The sequence below is a fragment of the Niameybacter massiliensis genome (assembly GCF_001282685.1).
Lineage (GTDB): Bacteria > Bacillota > Clostridia > Lachnospirales > Cellulosilyticaceae > Holtiella > Holtiella tumoricola.
The window spans coordinates 534,321-548,318 of the sequence record NZ_LN875035.1; the positions used below are offsets into that span (position 1 = coordinate 534,321).

At 36.2% G+C, this 13,998-nt stretch carries 10 protein-coding genes; 3 read left to right on the forward strand and 7 right to left on the reverse strand.

What is annotated here, in order from left to right; translation table 11 throughout:
• Positions 1–4: 4 nt before the first annotated feature.
• From BN2390_RS08195 to araA, 4 genes are all read right to left on the reverse strand, one after another.
• Positions 5–1,156: an AI-2E family transporter gene (locus BN2390_RS08195; protein ID WP_053983865.1), complete on the reverse strand. Its 1,152-nt coding sequence runs from the start codon at positions 1,154–1,156 to the stop codon at positions 5–7.
• A gap of 170 nt (positions 1,157–1,326) precedes the next feature.
• Entirely contained in the window at positions 1,327–2,025 is a 699-nt protein-coding gene (locus BN2390_RS08200) for an L-ribulose-5-phosphate 4-epimerase (protein ID WP_053983866.1), read from the reverse strand.
• 2 nt (positions 2,026–2,027) lie between these two features.
• Entirely contained in the window at positions 2,028–3,665 is a 1,638-nt protein-coding gene (locus BN2390_RS08205; protein ID WP_053983867.1) for a ribulokinase, read from the reverse strand.
• Positions 3,666–3,677: 12 nt separating this feature from the next.
• Complete coding sequence (araA, locus tag BN2390_RS08210; protein ID WP_053983868.1) at positions 3,678–5,159, reverse strand: L-arabinose isomerase; 1,482 nt, start codon at positions 5,157–5,159, stop codon at positions 3,678–3,680.
• Positions 5,160–5,480: 321 nt separating this feature from the next.
• On the opposite strand from araA, the gene BN2390_RS08215 reads away from it, so the two are divergent.
• The 3 genes from BN2390_RS08215 to tkt are packed head-to-tail and all read left to right on the forward strand — an operon-like array spanning position 5,481 to position 9,151.
• Positions 5,481–6,497, forward strand: coding sequence for a LacI family DNA-binding transcriptional regulator (locus BN2390_RS08215; protein ID WP_053983869.1), 1,017 nt, complete (start codon positions 5,481–5,483; stop codon positions 6,495–6,497).
• Positions 6,498–6,519: 22 nt separating this feature from the next.
• On the forward strand, positions 6,520–7,182 hold the full coding sequence (gene fsa / locus BN2390_RS08220; RefSeq protein ID WP_053983870.1) for a fructose-6-phosphate aldolase: 663 nt from the start codon (positions 6,520–6,522) through the stop codon (positions 7,180–7,182).
• Positions 7,172–9,151 carry a transketolase gene (gene tkt, locus BN2390_RS08225; protein ID WP_053983871.1) on the forward strand — a complete coding sequence of 660 codons (1,980 nt, stop codon included), beginning with the start codon at positions 7,172–7,174 and terminating at the stop codon, positions 9,149–9,151. The genes fsa and tkt overlap by 11 nt, the downstream gene beginning before the upstream one ends.
• Before the next feature lie 66 nt (positions 9,152–9,217).
• Here tkt and BN2390_RS08230 read toward each other — a convergent pair whose 3' ends face one another.
• The 3 genes from BN2390_RS08230 to BN2390_RS08240 all read right to left on the reverse strand — a co-directional run bounded on the left by BN2390_RS08230 (position 9,218) and on the right by BN2390_RS08240 (position 13,872).
• Positions 9,218–10,255: a sialidase family protein gene (locus tag BN2390_RS08230; protein WP_053983872.1), complete on the reverse strand. Its 1,038-nt coding sequence runs from the start codon at positions 10,253–10,255 to the stop codon at positions 9,218–9,220.
• A 208-nt stretch (positions 10,256–10,463) separates the two neighbouring features.
• Positions 10,464–12,332, reverse strand: a complete 1,869-nt coding sequence (locus BN2390_RS08235; protein ID WP_053983873.1) for an aryl-sulfate sulfotransferase — start codon at positions 12,330–12,332, stop codon at positions 10,464–10,466.
• A gap of 46 nt (positions 12,333–12,378) precedes the next feature.
• Positions 12,379–13,872 carry an SLC13 family permease gene (locus BN2390_RS08240; protein ID WP_053983874.1) on the reverse strand — a complete coding sequence of 498 codons (1,494 nt, stop codon included), beginning with the start codon at positions 13,870–13,872 and terminating at the stop codon, positions 12,379–12,381.
• Between the last annotated feature and the right edge of the window lie 126 nt (positions 13,873–13,998).

Sequence of the window (13,998 nt, forward strand, 5' to 3'; positions counted from 1 at the left end):
CATTTTACTGAGAGGCTCTATTTTTCTTATATTCATAAATACGATCAATATAAATTTTAATCAGTGCAGCAACGGGTGCTGATAAAATCATTCCCATACCGCCATAATAACTGCCACCTATGATCACTACAATTAAAATCCACACAGGTGGTAAACCAATTTTATCTCCTACTACTTTAGGCTCAATAAAATTCCCATCAATTTGTTGATAAAGTAGTAATAAAATACATCCTGTTACCCCCAAGGATACACTGTCTAATAATCCCAGAATTAAAGCAAGCACTGCACCTACTAGTGGTCCTACATAGGGAATCATATTGGTAATCCCTGCCACTGTTCCAATAAGTACAGCAAAAGGATGACCGATCATGAGCATGAGTGCCGTTGAAATCACACCTACGATTATTCCCGCTAATAGGGTTCCAACAATAAAACCACCTATAATTTCATCTATATCCCCAAGTACGACTTGTACATATTTTTTTATTTTAGGTGAAAAGATAACATCTCCAAAACGATCCATTGCCTTAAATAAACGTTCTTTATCTTTTAAGAAATAGAAGGTTAGGATTAATGTGGCAACAAAGTCAATGACTGCCCCACCTAAGTTTCCTATAACTTTACCTACATAGCCTGCTAATGTTAGAATAAAGTCTTTCGACTGAATCAACACATTGAAATCACTTTTAGCATTTTCTAAAGTATGGTTAAGTTCTAATAATGCTGCTTTAAAAGGTTCTCCCAGTTGTAGATTACTTCTAAGAAGCTTTTGTACATTCTCTACAATTGGTGGCACTAGAAAATGGATAAGAAGCATAAGTGATGCGCCTACTATTACAAAGACAATCACAATACTTAAAAGTCTTACGCCCAGCTCTATCCCTTTAAATGACTTATTTTTACAACACTTATTTATAAGCGTTGTTAATTTTCCTTCAATAAATTTCATCGGACGATACAATATATATGCTAAGGCAAAAGCATATATAATTGGTGATATAACATCTAAAAATCTCCCCGTTCCACTGGTTACAACCTGTGTAATTATCTTCCCATTTTTAAACAACGTATAAATCCCAAATACAAGTACTATCATAATGAGCAAAAATATACCTTGTTCTACGTACTTTTTATACTTTGCTAGCCATTCTTTCATGTCCTTTTATGTCCTTTCCTCATGAATACTTATACATTATATACTATAAAGTATAATTAACCTATTCTTTTTTAAAGTGAGCATATGAAACAAAGCATGAGAAATAGGCTTCTACAAAATGAAAAAGATCCTCCCATTTTTATAGGAGGACCTGCATATCTTTTTATTGATTAGCTGATTTGTTTTTGACCATAATAAGCATTTTTTCCATGCTTTCTTAAGAAATGTTTATCTAGTAATGCTTGTTGCATATTGGCCATATCTTGAGCTAGTAAAGCTGTATGGAAAGCCATTTTACTTACTTCTTCAAGTACAACTGAATGATACACTGCATCAGCAGGTGTTTTTCCCCAAGTAAAAGGACCATGTTCTCTTACAAGTACAGCTGGCACTTCTAAGGCAGGAATATCTTTGAAGGTTTCCACAATCACCTTACCTGTTTCTTTTTCATATTCTCCTGCAATTTCTTCAGGTGTCATAGCACGTGTACATGGTACAGCACCATAGAAATAGTCTGCATGTGTAGTACCCATAGCAGGTAAGGATCTACCTGCTTGTGCAAAGCTTACTGCCATAGAAGAATGTGTATGCACAACTCCTCCAACTTCAGGGAATGCTTTATAGATTTCAAGATGTGTTGGTGTATCTGAGGAAGGATTTAATGTTCCTTCTACCACATTGCCTTCTAAATCTACAACAACCATATCCTCTACTTTAAGGTGGTCGTATTCTACACCACTTGGTTTGATGACTACAAGTCCTGTCGCTCTATCAATCCCACTCACATTACCCCAAGTATAAACAACAAGACCTTGTTTAGGAAGGTCTAAGTTAGCTTCCCATACTTCTTGTTTGAGCTTTTCTAACATTTTTACATGCTCCCTTCAATGAACGTTCCAACTTCTAGATACTTTTCATAAAGTTTATTATAAACTTCTACCATTTCAGGTTGTGGCAAATAAACTTTTTCTGTTGGGCTCGCCATATGACGTTGTGCTTCTTCCACATTGCCATAAATGCCTCCAACAACAGATGCAAAGATAGATGCACCTAAGGCTACTGCTTGTTCCGACTCGCATACATTGATTGGCATACCTAATACATTAGCTACAATTTGCATATTGAGTGCTGATTTCTTTGCTACACCACCAATAGCAATGACTTCATTAATGACTACACCACATGCTCTAAAGCGTTCAACAATGGCACGTGCACCATATGCGGTTGCTTCAATAAGCGCACGATAGATATGAGGTGCTTCTGTGCCTAAATGAATGCCTAAAATAGCGCCTTTTAAATTCTGATTGGCATAAGGTGTACGTCTTCCATTCATCCAGTCAATGGCCATCACACCACTTTCTAATGGATTTACCTCGTTTGCTGCTTTTTCAAGTTCTACAAGTAACTTACTTTCAATTTCTTCACGTTTTTCTGGTTCTACAGCTTGAAGAGGCCATGCTAAAAGACGTTTATACCACGCATACACATCACCAAAAGCGGATTGCCCTGCTTCCATTCCAAGCATGCCACGAATAACAGAGCCATCTACTTGACCACAGATCCCTTCAACTAATGTATCTTTCATCACATCCATATTCTCAATTAAGATATCACAAGTAGAAGTTCCCATTACTTTAACAAGGGCATTAGGGCGAATATTTCCTCCTACAGCCCCCATATGGCAATCAAATGCACCGCATCCTACTTTTACGCCTTGTGGTAAACCTAATGTCTCAGCCCATTCAGGTGCGATCACACCTGCTACTTCATCTGCTGTATATGTATCTTCAAACAATCTTCCACGAAGACCAGCTAAAAGTGGATCAATCCCTGCAAAGAATGTTTCACTTGGAAGACCATTATACGCTTGATGCCACATGGCTTTATGACCTGCAGCACAACGACTACGTTTAATCTGAGCGGCATCTTTAACACCTGTTAAGAGTGCTGGTATCCAATCACAATGTTCAACCCAGCTATAAGCTTCTTCTTTTACCGCTTGATCTTCCCTAAGGGTTTTTAAAATTTTTGCCCAAAACCATTCTGAAGAGTAAACACTTCCTATATATTGTGTATAGTCAATTCCGCCCCATGTTTTTGCATAGTGGTTAATCTCACTTGCTTCTTTAGTCGCTGTATGATCTTTCCATAAGATAAACATAGCATGTGGATTTTCGCTAAACTCAGGAAGAAGTGCTAAAGGTGTTCCTTCTTTGTTTACTGCACATGGTGTAGAACCTGTTGTATCTACACTAAGGCCTACAATATTTTGTGCAACTTCAGGACCTACTACTTTTACAGTTTCCTTGATTACTGTTTTAAGCCCTTCTACATAGTCTAATGGATGTTGTCTAAACTGTGCTTTTGCAGGATTACAATATAATCCTTGCTTCCATCTTGGATAGTAGAAAACATGACTTGCTAATTCTTTACCACTCATTGGATCTACAATAACACCTCTACATGAGTCACTGCCGTAATCAATACCGATAACATATTTTTTATCCATATTCTCCACTCCTTATCTTAGTTTCCAGAGTAATTCATTGGTTTTTAATGCTTGTTTGAAAGAAAGTATATCTGTTTTATCATTAATGACTACATACTCAATATCCATCATTTCTGCCCAATCTACTAAATCTTCAGCTGTTACTTCATATGAGAATACTGTATGGTGAGCGCCACCTGCCAAAATCCAAGCTGTAGCCCCTACTTCCATAGAAGGTTTAAGTTTCCACAATGTACGTGCAACAGGTAACTTAGGCATATCTTTTTCAACTGCCACCCCTTCTACTTCTGCTATAATCAATCTAAATCTGCCTCCCATATCAATAAGGCATGCACATACAGCTTCCCCTTTTCCACCATTAAAGACTAAACGTGCTGGTGGCTCTTTATCTCCAATACTAAGTGGATGTACTTCAATTTGTGGTTTTGTACTAGATATGGTTGGACATACTTCAAGCATGTGGGCACCAAGTACCATCTCTTCACCATTTACTAGGTTATAAGTATAGTCTTCCATAAACGATGTCCCTTTGTTATCTGCAATTACTTTCATAACACGTGTTAAGGCTGCTACTTTCCAGTCCCCTTCTCCACCATAGCCATAACCTTTTTCCATAAGTCTTTGTGTTGCAAGCCCTGGCAATTGTTTCATACCATGTAAGTCTTGGAATGTGTTTGTAAAGGCACTGCACTCATTTGCCTCTAAGAAACGTTCCATAGCAATCTCCATTTTTGCTTGCTCTTTTACATTTTCAAAAAGTGGTGTACCTTCTTGACAGTCTGCAGCAAAAGTATAGTTTGCTTTGTATACTTCAATGAGTTTAGCAAGGTCTTCTTCTGTTACTTTATTCATTTCTTCTACTAAATCACCTACGCCATAACCATTAATAGACCATCCGAATTTTACTTGTGCTTCTACTTTGTCACCTTCTGTAACAGCTACTTCTCTCATGTTATCACCAAATCTTGCGACTTTAAGAAGGTGTCCTAAACTTGCTGCTTTTGCAACACGTGCCCATTTTCCAATTTGTTGTTGTACACGTTCTTCTTCAAAGTAACCGACAACCACTTTGCGGTTAATGCCCATACGTGTATAGATAAATCCATGTTCGCGGTCCCCATGAGCTGATTGATTTAAATTCATAAAATCCATATCAATGCTTTCCCATGGAATCGCTTGATTTCGTTGTGTATGTAAATGTAATACAGGTTTTGTAAGCAACTTTAATCCGTTAATCCACATTTTTGATGGTGAAAATGTATGCATCCAAGTAATAACCCCTACACAACTTTCATGATTGCTTGCTGCCATACATGTATCTCTAATTTGTTCTGGTGTTGTCACTGTAGGTTTCCATACAATCTCTAATGAAATATGTGAAGATTGATTCAGTGACTCTACAATATATTTTGCATCTTCTGCAACTTGTTTTAAACATTCTTCACCATAAAGATGTTGACTTCCTGTAATAAACCATATTTTTTGTTTACTCATTTTATCGCTCCTTATTCATTTTCATTCTTGTTGTTTACCTCTTGTTTACTAATTTATCATATCTATTTGTAATATTCAATACAAATTTCATAAATTTTTATATTTATTTGTACGATTATACTTAAACGTTGATTTATATAGTTACATTTCTCTTTTTATCATGCTAAATTTATTTTTCAAGTTTTAAACCCTTTATTTTCAACCTTTTTGTTTAGTTCACACATTATCTATCTCTATTTTTCCATTATTCTTTATTGACTTTAATATATTTTTTGTTTACCATTTAGTTTATCAAACAGTTTACTACGAAAGGAGTACATTATGGCTACCATACGAGAACTCGCAAAAATGTGTGGTGTCTCCCCTGCTACTGTATCTCGTGTTCTTAATCATGATGAAACGATTAGCGTTTCTAAAGAGACACGTAAACGCATCTTTGAAACAGCGGAACTTGTCTCTTATCAAAAACCTTCTCGTTCTAAAAAAGATGACCAATCCTCTTATACTGTGGGCTTGGTCCATTGGTTCGACGAGCTACAAGAGCTTAATGACCCTTACTTTATTTCTATTCGTATGGGAATTGAAGAACTTTGTAACACCCATGCTATTCAACTGATTAAAATCTTTAATTCTGACACTTTAGAAGCTAACTTCCCACAAGTGTCGTTAGATGGACTTATTGTTTTAGGGAAATTTCCTGACGAACACATTGAGCAATTTAAAAAATACGCACCCCATATTGTGTTTATTCATTCCAATGAACAACATTTTGATTATGACTGCGTAAAAGCTGATTTTACGAATATTACCCTTCATGTCTTACAACATATTGTAGACAAAGGTCATACTAGGATTGGTTTTATTGGAGGACATGAAATACTGCCCTTTTCTAATACACCACTAGAAGATGAAAGAGAACAAACCTTTAAGGATTATTTAACTAAAATAGGACTTTATAATCCTGACTATGTTCTTATTGGCTCTTTCGACTTTCATAGTGGTTATACCCTTATGGGACAATTATTAAAGTCTTGTAAGGATCATTTACCAACTTGTATATTTGCTGCTAGTGACACCCTTGCTATTGGTGCCTTACGTGCCATTAATGAAGCGGGTCTATCTGTACCTAAAGATATAAAAATCATTGGTTGTAACGATATTCCAACTTCTCAGTACACTTCGCCTACGCTTTCTACTATAAAAATCTATACTGAACTTATGGGGCAAATAGGTATCAAACTTTTACTAGAACGTATTTCCGGTGAACGTACAGAATCTTTAAAAGTGACTGTACCGCACAAAATTATTCTTAGAGAAAGCTTTAACTCATTTAATTAATCAAATTTTAGGAGGTTTTATTATGAAGTTATTTATTGATACTGCGAATACAAAAGATATTGCTATGGCCAATGAATTAGGTGTTATCTGTGGGGTAACAACGAATCCTTCACTTATTGCAAAAGAAGGTCTTGTTTTTGAAGAAGTGATTAAAGAGATTACAACTATTGTAGATGGTCCTATTAGTGCAGAAGTTTTATCACTTGAAGCACCTGGTATGATAGAAGAAGCACTTAAACTTGCTAGCATTCATCCAAATATCGTTATCAAACTCCCAATGACTTTAGAAGGTCTAAAAGCAACCAAAATCCTTTCTAGCAAAAATATCAAAACAAACGTTACCCTTGTCTTTTCTGCAAACCAAGCCCTTCTTGCTGCACGTGCAGGTGCTACATATGTAAGTCCATTTGTTGGACGCCTTGATGACATTGGTTTTGATGGAAATGTTCTTATTAAGGATATTGCTGAAATCTTTGAAACACATAAAATAAAGACTGAAATTATTGCAGCAAGTGTACGTAACCCTATTCATGTATTAGAATCGGCTAAAGCTGGTGCACATATTGCAACTGTTCCTTATAGTGTTATTAAACAAATGGTGAATCACCCACTTACTACAGCAGGGATCGAAAGATTTATGGCTGACTGGGCTGGTCTTACGGAGGTACTTAACAATGAGAAATAATCAAGCAATTAACACCCTTCGTGCCCTTGCTGCTGATGCTGTTCAAGCAGCAAACTCTGGACACCCTGGCTTACCACTGGGTGCTGCACCTATTGTGTATACTTTATGGCAAGAACACATGAACCATAATCCTCACAATCCTAAATGGCCTAACCGTGACCGCTTTATCTTATCAGCAGGACATGGTTCTGCCCTTCTTTATGCTGCCTTACATCTTTTTGACTACGGGCTTACAACTGAGGATCTTAAAAACTTCCGTCAAGAAAACTCTCTTACACCAGGTCACCCTGAATATGCCCATACAAAAGGGGTAGAAATGACTACTGGCCCTCTTGGTCAAGGCGTTGCATCTGCTGTTGGTTTTGCTATGGCCGAGGCACATATGGCAGCTCACTTTAACCGTCCTAACTTCCCTATTGTTGATCATTATACTTATGCACTTGTCGGTGACGGCTGCCTTATGGAAGGGATTTCTTATGAAGCCCTTTCTCTTGCAGGTACACTTAAACTTGATAAATTAATCGTTTTATACGATTCAAATAATATTACGATTGAAGGCTCTACTTCTCTTGCCTTTACTGAAAACGTACGTAGTCGCATGGAAGCGCAAGGCTTCCACACTCAACTTGTAGAAGATGGTAACGATACAGCTGCTATTTCTTCAGCCATCGCCCAGGCAAAAGCTACAAAAGACAAACCAAGTTTTATTGAAATTAAAACACAAATTGGATATGGTTGTGCACAAAAGGTAGGTAAGGCAAGTGCACACGGTGAACCTCTTGGCAAAGATAATATTGCCCAAATGAAAATTGACTTAGGACTTCCGGTCCAAGACTTCTACGTGAGTGACGAACTTCGTAAGGATATGGATGCCTTTTGTCAAACTGCCTACGAAAAAGAAGCTAATTGGAACTGGAATTTTGAAGCTTATAAAGCCGAATATCCTGAACTCGCTAAAGAATGGGAAGACTGGCACACCCCTACTTCTTATAGCTTAGAAGATCTTTATGCCAACTATAGTGATCCTTCAAAATCTCTTGCTACACGTCAAGCCTCTTATGAAGTAATCAATGAGCTTGCTAAACGTGTTCCTAACTTTATTGGGGGTTCTGCTGACCTTGCACCTTCAACGAAGACATATATGGCTAATAAAGGAGACTTTAGTGCTGGGGATTACACAGGGCATAACCTCCACTTTGGTATTCGTGAACATGCCATGGCCGCTATTGCTAATGGTATGGCCTTATACGGTGGTTTAAAAGTTTTCTGCTCCACTTTCTTTGTCTTTAGTGATTACATGAAAAATGCGATGCGTCTTTCTGCACTCATGCATTTACCTGTTACCTATGTCCTGACTCATGATAGTATTGGGGTTGGCGAAGACGGACCAACACATCAACCGATTGAACACCTTGCAATGTTACGTAGTATGCCTAATATGATTACTTTCCGTCCTGCTGATGCAAAAGAAACCATTGCAGCTTGGGAGTATGCCATGAATAGCCAAGATGCACCTGTTAGTATTGTCCTTTCAAGACAAAACCTACCTTACCTTGCGAATAGTGGTGAAGAAGCTAAAAAGGGTGCTTATGTTATTGGTTCATATACAGCTGATGAAGCAGATATCCTCTTAATGGCTACTGGTTCAGAAGTACAACTCATTGAAAAAGCTGCCACACTTCTTGACGAAGCACATATTAAAGCTTGTGTCATCAGTATACCTTCTATGGATTTATTCGAGCAACAACCATTAAGTTATAAGCAAAGCATTTTACCAACATCTAATCGTAAACGTCTGGCTGTAGAAGCCCTTACTTCCTTTGGCTGGGACCGCTATACAGGTTTAGATGGTCGTATTATTTCTCTTGATACTTTTGGTGAATCTGCACCTGCTGATTTAATTTTCAAGAAACATGGTTTCTGCGTAGAAAATATCGTTGAACAAGTTAAAGCTTACTTACAAGCTTAACGGTAAAATAAATAAAGAGCTCTCTAATGCTAAATTAAAATTCTAGCACTAGAGAGCTCTTTTCATTTAAGACTCATAACAATTCATTTCTACTTTATAAAGTTCAATATTACCTCGTCTTTCAACGGCAATAAAAAGTAGATGATCTAAATGGCAAATACACGTATAACCATCTGTTTCCTCCTCTACCAATATGACATGCTCTTGCCAGTTGATCGTATCCTTAGAAACTTTTAGAGTAATTTTTTCCCTTTTCTCCTTAGAGTTTGGATTGACAAATACATAAAGGGGTTGTCCATCAACAGTTATCTTATCAAAACTTCCTTGGCAAGCATAAGGCTCTACAAGAACACGGCTATCCGTTTCATGAGGTACCCATGTTTTCCCTTTATCGTAGCTTAAATAAACTCTTCTGTAGCTGGCATAACTTCTACAATTAAGCATTAATATACCTGAATCTAACTCTACAACCTGGCATTCTGAAGAAAACGCCTCTACTCTTCCTCCTGGGAACGCCCATGTATTACCTCCATCTTCTGAAATCATAATGCAAGATTGAATAGAGGGCACCTCCTGCTCGTTGGTTTTAATTTGACAAGGTACAACTAACGTTCCATCTTCCATTTGTATGCCTTTACCTGGAGCTGGGAAAAAGCTTACCATTGTCTCATCCTTTAAGTGTGCCAGACTTCTTTTCGGAGCCCATGTTGCACCATCATCATCTGAATAGGTATATACCATATAAGCTTCTATTGCACTAGGTTCCTTTGTATGTTCCCATAATGCATTACTATCTACGTTATGTCCAAAGATAAAGACACGATTTGTTTGTCTATCCACTAAAATACAAGCATCTAATATTCTGGATTTTTCTACGCTACGATGATTACATAGTACTTTCTGTTCTTCTAAAAAAGTATTACCTAAATCTAAACTTCTACGTATTCCAATATCAATATTGTCTACATCACTAGAACCATTATAACGAATATCACCCCCAGCGATTAAAACATTATGATTGGTTACTTCACAAAATGGTATTCTAAAATACTTCGAATCAAAATTTTCATTAGCTGTCAAATAAGTGGTACATTCTACCTTCATCTCAAATTTCCCTTCGTATGAGTTTTATTATAATTTTTGTACTGCTATTTAAATAGTAACACTAAAATTTTACTTTTTCCACTCTATTTTTTTACTTGTTAATCACAAAAAAAAGAGTTCTAAAACGCTATCTTACTTTAGTTTTAGAACTCTTCTATTCATTTAAGTTAATAGCTATTTATTATATATGACTTGCCTTACTCATTTTTTAGAAAGTTACAGTTAAACCTGTTTGGAATTTTTCATCATCAATCACGACTGCAATATTAAATTCTCCTTTTACGCCCTCTTTCATTACATTCATTTGAATAGCACGTTTAAGGTCTGTTTGGAAGCTTGCTACACAGATTGCTGTGAATGTTTTTTCTGTTGTTGGCACATAGTATTGATAAGTTTTGTCTGCACCTTCTAAAAGAAGCATCACTAATTGACCTTTTGCAAATTCTGCATTAAATACGATACGGTCTATTTCTTCTGCAAAGTGTGCTTTGTACTTTTCTGGTACACTATTGCCTTCATCTTTAAGATCAGGAATTTCTGTTAAGAATTCTTCTGATGTCCCTAATGTACCAAGAATTTTACCTTTTCCAAGCTCTAAATTTGCACCATTGTGGTAAAGTGGCATTTTTTCTGCACGGTAGTAGTTACTTGGTACTTGCATTTCAAACATGACTTCATCATTTAGAATTTCAACTGTAATAGCATTACGTGTTACATTATTTTCTGTTGACACTGCACTTTTCATAAGACTTTCAGTTGGCTTACCGTCTTCCATTACAATACCACCTGAGTGAACAAGGTAATGCCCATCTGCATAATATTCTACGTTACAAATATAAGGTGAGAAGAACTCTGACCCACGCTCTTTTCCGTATTGCCATACTTGTTCAATTGTCATCTTGTCTGTATCAATTTTGTAGCGTACACCTCTTGAGAAGTTATCACCATTTTTAATATAGTCTTCTTTACGTTTTGCACGGTATTGACCGTTATCAAAGCACATCACATCCCCTTCTGGTGTAATAAGGCATGCATGTTGCTCATATTGCCAATCAAAGTTTTCACCAACTGGTGTGAAGAAATATTTTTCTACCATTTCTTGTGGCCATCCATCTGGATTACCAAGAATCCAATTAAGCTTACAGGTATCGTAATCCACATTAATAATCGCATCTTGGTGTCTACCTGAGAAAGATAAACTATTTGTTTTCTTATCATACCATACTGCATTATTGTGGAACCAGTCGTGTGGTGTCCAGCTTCCTGATTTACCTGCTTCTTGTGGCAATACACTTTGGATATCCCATTTTTTAATAATTTCTCCTGTGTTACGATCTACAAGTACACAAAGATCTTCAATGGTTCCTCTTTCAAAGTCTTGAGTAAGGATCATAATATTACCATCTTCCATCTCAAGTTGGTCATGATGGTAACCTCCTGGCAAACGGAATTCTTTATACATTTTCCCTACCATATCCATCTCAACAACACCTGTTGTTGTATAAGGTTTTTCTAAGAAACGTTCTGAACCAATTAAAAAGTGTCCATTTTTAATGCGTTTAATATCAAATACAAAGGTATCTGCTAAGTACCAACGGCATTCACCTTGGTAATCATAAGCTGCACAATAAGCTTTACCTGTTGGACTGATAAACATTAAATTATCTTTCATATAAGCACTTGTTGTTTCAATTTTAGTTGGTTTTAATGCCATTGCATGAAGAGGTTCTGTTTGAAGATTGAAACAATGAACTTCTCCTGTTGCAAGTGTGATTTCAACCGTATTGTTATAGTCTGCATAGAGTCCAAGTACAGGTAGAACATGAGTTGTTGCTGCTTCATAGGTATGACTGATTGTACCTGCTTCTTCTTTACCTTTTACTGCAACTGTTACAGCTACTGGTTCCTCTGTCTTAAAAGCTACTACTGCTGCTAAAGGCACAATATGATAAGGATTTAACTTCACATAAGGCTGGTCATAAGTATAATGACCTTGTTCAAATTCAGCAAGCATTGCTTGTTCACTTTCATATTGACTATGAATAAGATGTTCTCTTTTTATCATTTCTACTGCCATTTTTATCGCTCCTTTTTTCATAACCCTTTTAAAATTTATTTCATTTCTAACCTATAACTAAATTAGCAAGTGGCACACCTAAAACGAGTAATACAAGTAATACATAGGCTGACATTGCGATAGTGTATTTATAAACTTCATTAGTTTTTACCCATTCTTTATTGGAATGTAAAATAGCTGCATAAGGACATGCTGCAGGTGTTACACTTGCAATGTGTACAGTAAAGATAATGAGCATAGCTACAGGAATTGGATTAAAGCCCATTGTTGTTGCAAGAGATGATGAAATTGTAAGTAAGATAACTCCAATAACATAATTATTACTAAAGTTTGTTGCAATCAGTGCAATAATTACGAAGATCACCATAATCATAATAGGACTTTTACCTGCTACAATACCTGAGAAAACATTGGTTAAAAAGTCTCGAATTCCTGTTTCTGGACTTGTTAAAGCAGAACCAATAACCAGTGCTGTTCCAATAATACATACCATTGGCCAGTTCATGACTCTATTCATAATCTGAGCAAATGGTAATAAAGGTTTTCCCTCTATACGAATAAGTGCTAAACAGGCTACAAGAAGTGTTACAAAACCTGCAGGCCCTAATGTATTTAAGATGTTTTTAATCCATAACCCTTCTGGTAAAAGGTTAGGTAGGAACATCCCTGCCATAAAGATAATAAGTGCACCGACTAACATCTTTTGTCTTAAATTCATAGGCGGAAGTTTTTCTTTTTCAAATAACTCTGTACGGACGGATTTTAATAAAGTAATATCCGGACGGAAAATATATTTAAACACAAGTACAAGACCTACAATAAGTACCAACCCTAATATAAGAGAGATGGTTAAGTATGAAAGTTGATTAATGGCAATACCTGATAACGCTTCAAAGTTTGTAAGCATTAAAAGTACAATCCCTCTAAATGGCATTGCCGCAAATCCAAAGAGTCCGACCATAACAACACCAACAATCATTAAGGTTGCATATTGATCACCTGGTTTATATCCAATATCTTTAAAAAGTCCATAAAGTATTGGCCAGAATAAGAAAATGGCTGTATCTGTAGAAGTTAATATGGTTAAAATATATACACCCATAAAAATCATAAACGTAAATACCCATGGTCTACCATTGATAACTTTACGTGTTACAAACCATCTACCTATGTATTTACAAATATCATTTGCATTAATTGCACCTACAAGTGCCAAGATCCCTACAACTAAAATAATTTGGTTACTCCCAAAAGATTCAGCAAATGCTTTATTCATCGGCATAAATCCTGTTAGTGCAATGGCTACGAGCCCTAATAAACTTGGCCATACAGTATCTACTGTTGTCCATAAATAAATAAGTCCTAAGAAAATCCCTAATATTTTCATTCCCATTGGTGTAATCGGATCGATAGGTGATAAATACCCAAAGCCAAACATGAATAATAAACCTATAGAACAATGACATAAGTACATCACATCTACTTTACTTTTTGTTTCGACTGCTACACCCTTTACCTCTAGAACAGCTTCCTTCGACATATTTGCTCCCTCCTTTATTTGTTAAAATAATATCATATAGTTTTGTTTTTACGATTAGTCCACGCTAATATTTTATATTTTTTTAACAAAAATATATTTTTATATAGCTATTTACGTTATAATAAA

Coding starts and splice junctions, on each gene's coding strand:
- BN2390_RS08195 (WP_053983865.1), bottom strand. CDS start 1,156: ATGAAAGAATGGCTAGCAAAGTATAAAAAGTACGTAGAACAAGGTATA.
- BN2390_RS08200 (WP_053983866.1), bottom strand. CDS start 2,025: ATGTTAGAAAAGCTCAAACAAGAAGTATGGGAAGCTAACTTAGACCTT.
- BN2390_RS08205 (WP_053983867.1), bottom strand. CDS start 3,665: ATGGATAAAAAATATGTTATCGGTATTGATTACGGCAGTGACTCATGT.
- araA (WP_053983868.1), bottom strand. CDS start 5,159: ATGAGTAAACAAAAAATATGGTTTATTACAGGAAGTCAACATCTTTAT.
- BN2390_RS08215 (WP_053983869.1), top strand. CDS start 5,481: ATGGCTACCATACGAGAACTCGCAAAAATGTGTGGTGTCTCCCCTGCT.
- fsa (WP_053983870.1), top strand. CDS start 6,520: ATGAAGTTATTTATTGATACTGCGAATACAAAAGATATTGCTATGGCC.
- tkt (WP_053983871.1), top strand. CDS start 7,172: ATGAGAAATAATCAAGCAATTAACACCCTTCGTGCCCTTGCTGCTGAT.
- BN2390_RS08230 (WP_053983872.1), bottom strand. CDS start 10,255: ATGAAGGTAGAATGTACCACTTATTTGACAGCTAATGAAAATTTTGAT.
- BN2390_RS08235 (WP_053983873.1), bottom strand. CDS start 12,332: ATGGCAGTAGAAATGATAAAAAGAGAACATCTTATTCATAGTCAATAT.
- BN2390_RS08240 (WP_053983874.1), bottom strand. CDS start 13,872: ATGTCGAAGGAAGCTGTTCTAGAGGTAAAGGGTGTAGCAGTCGAAACA.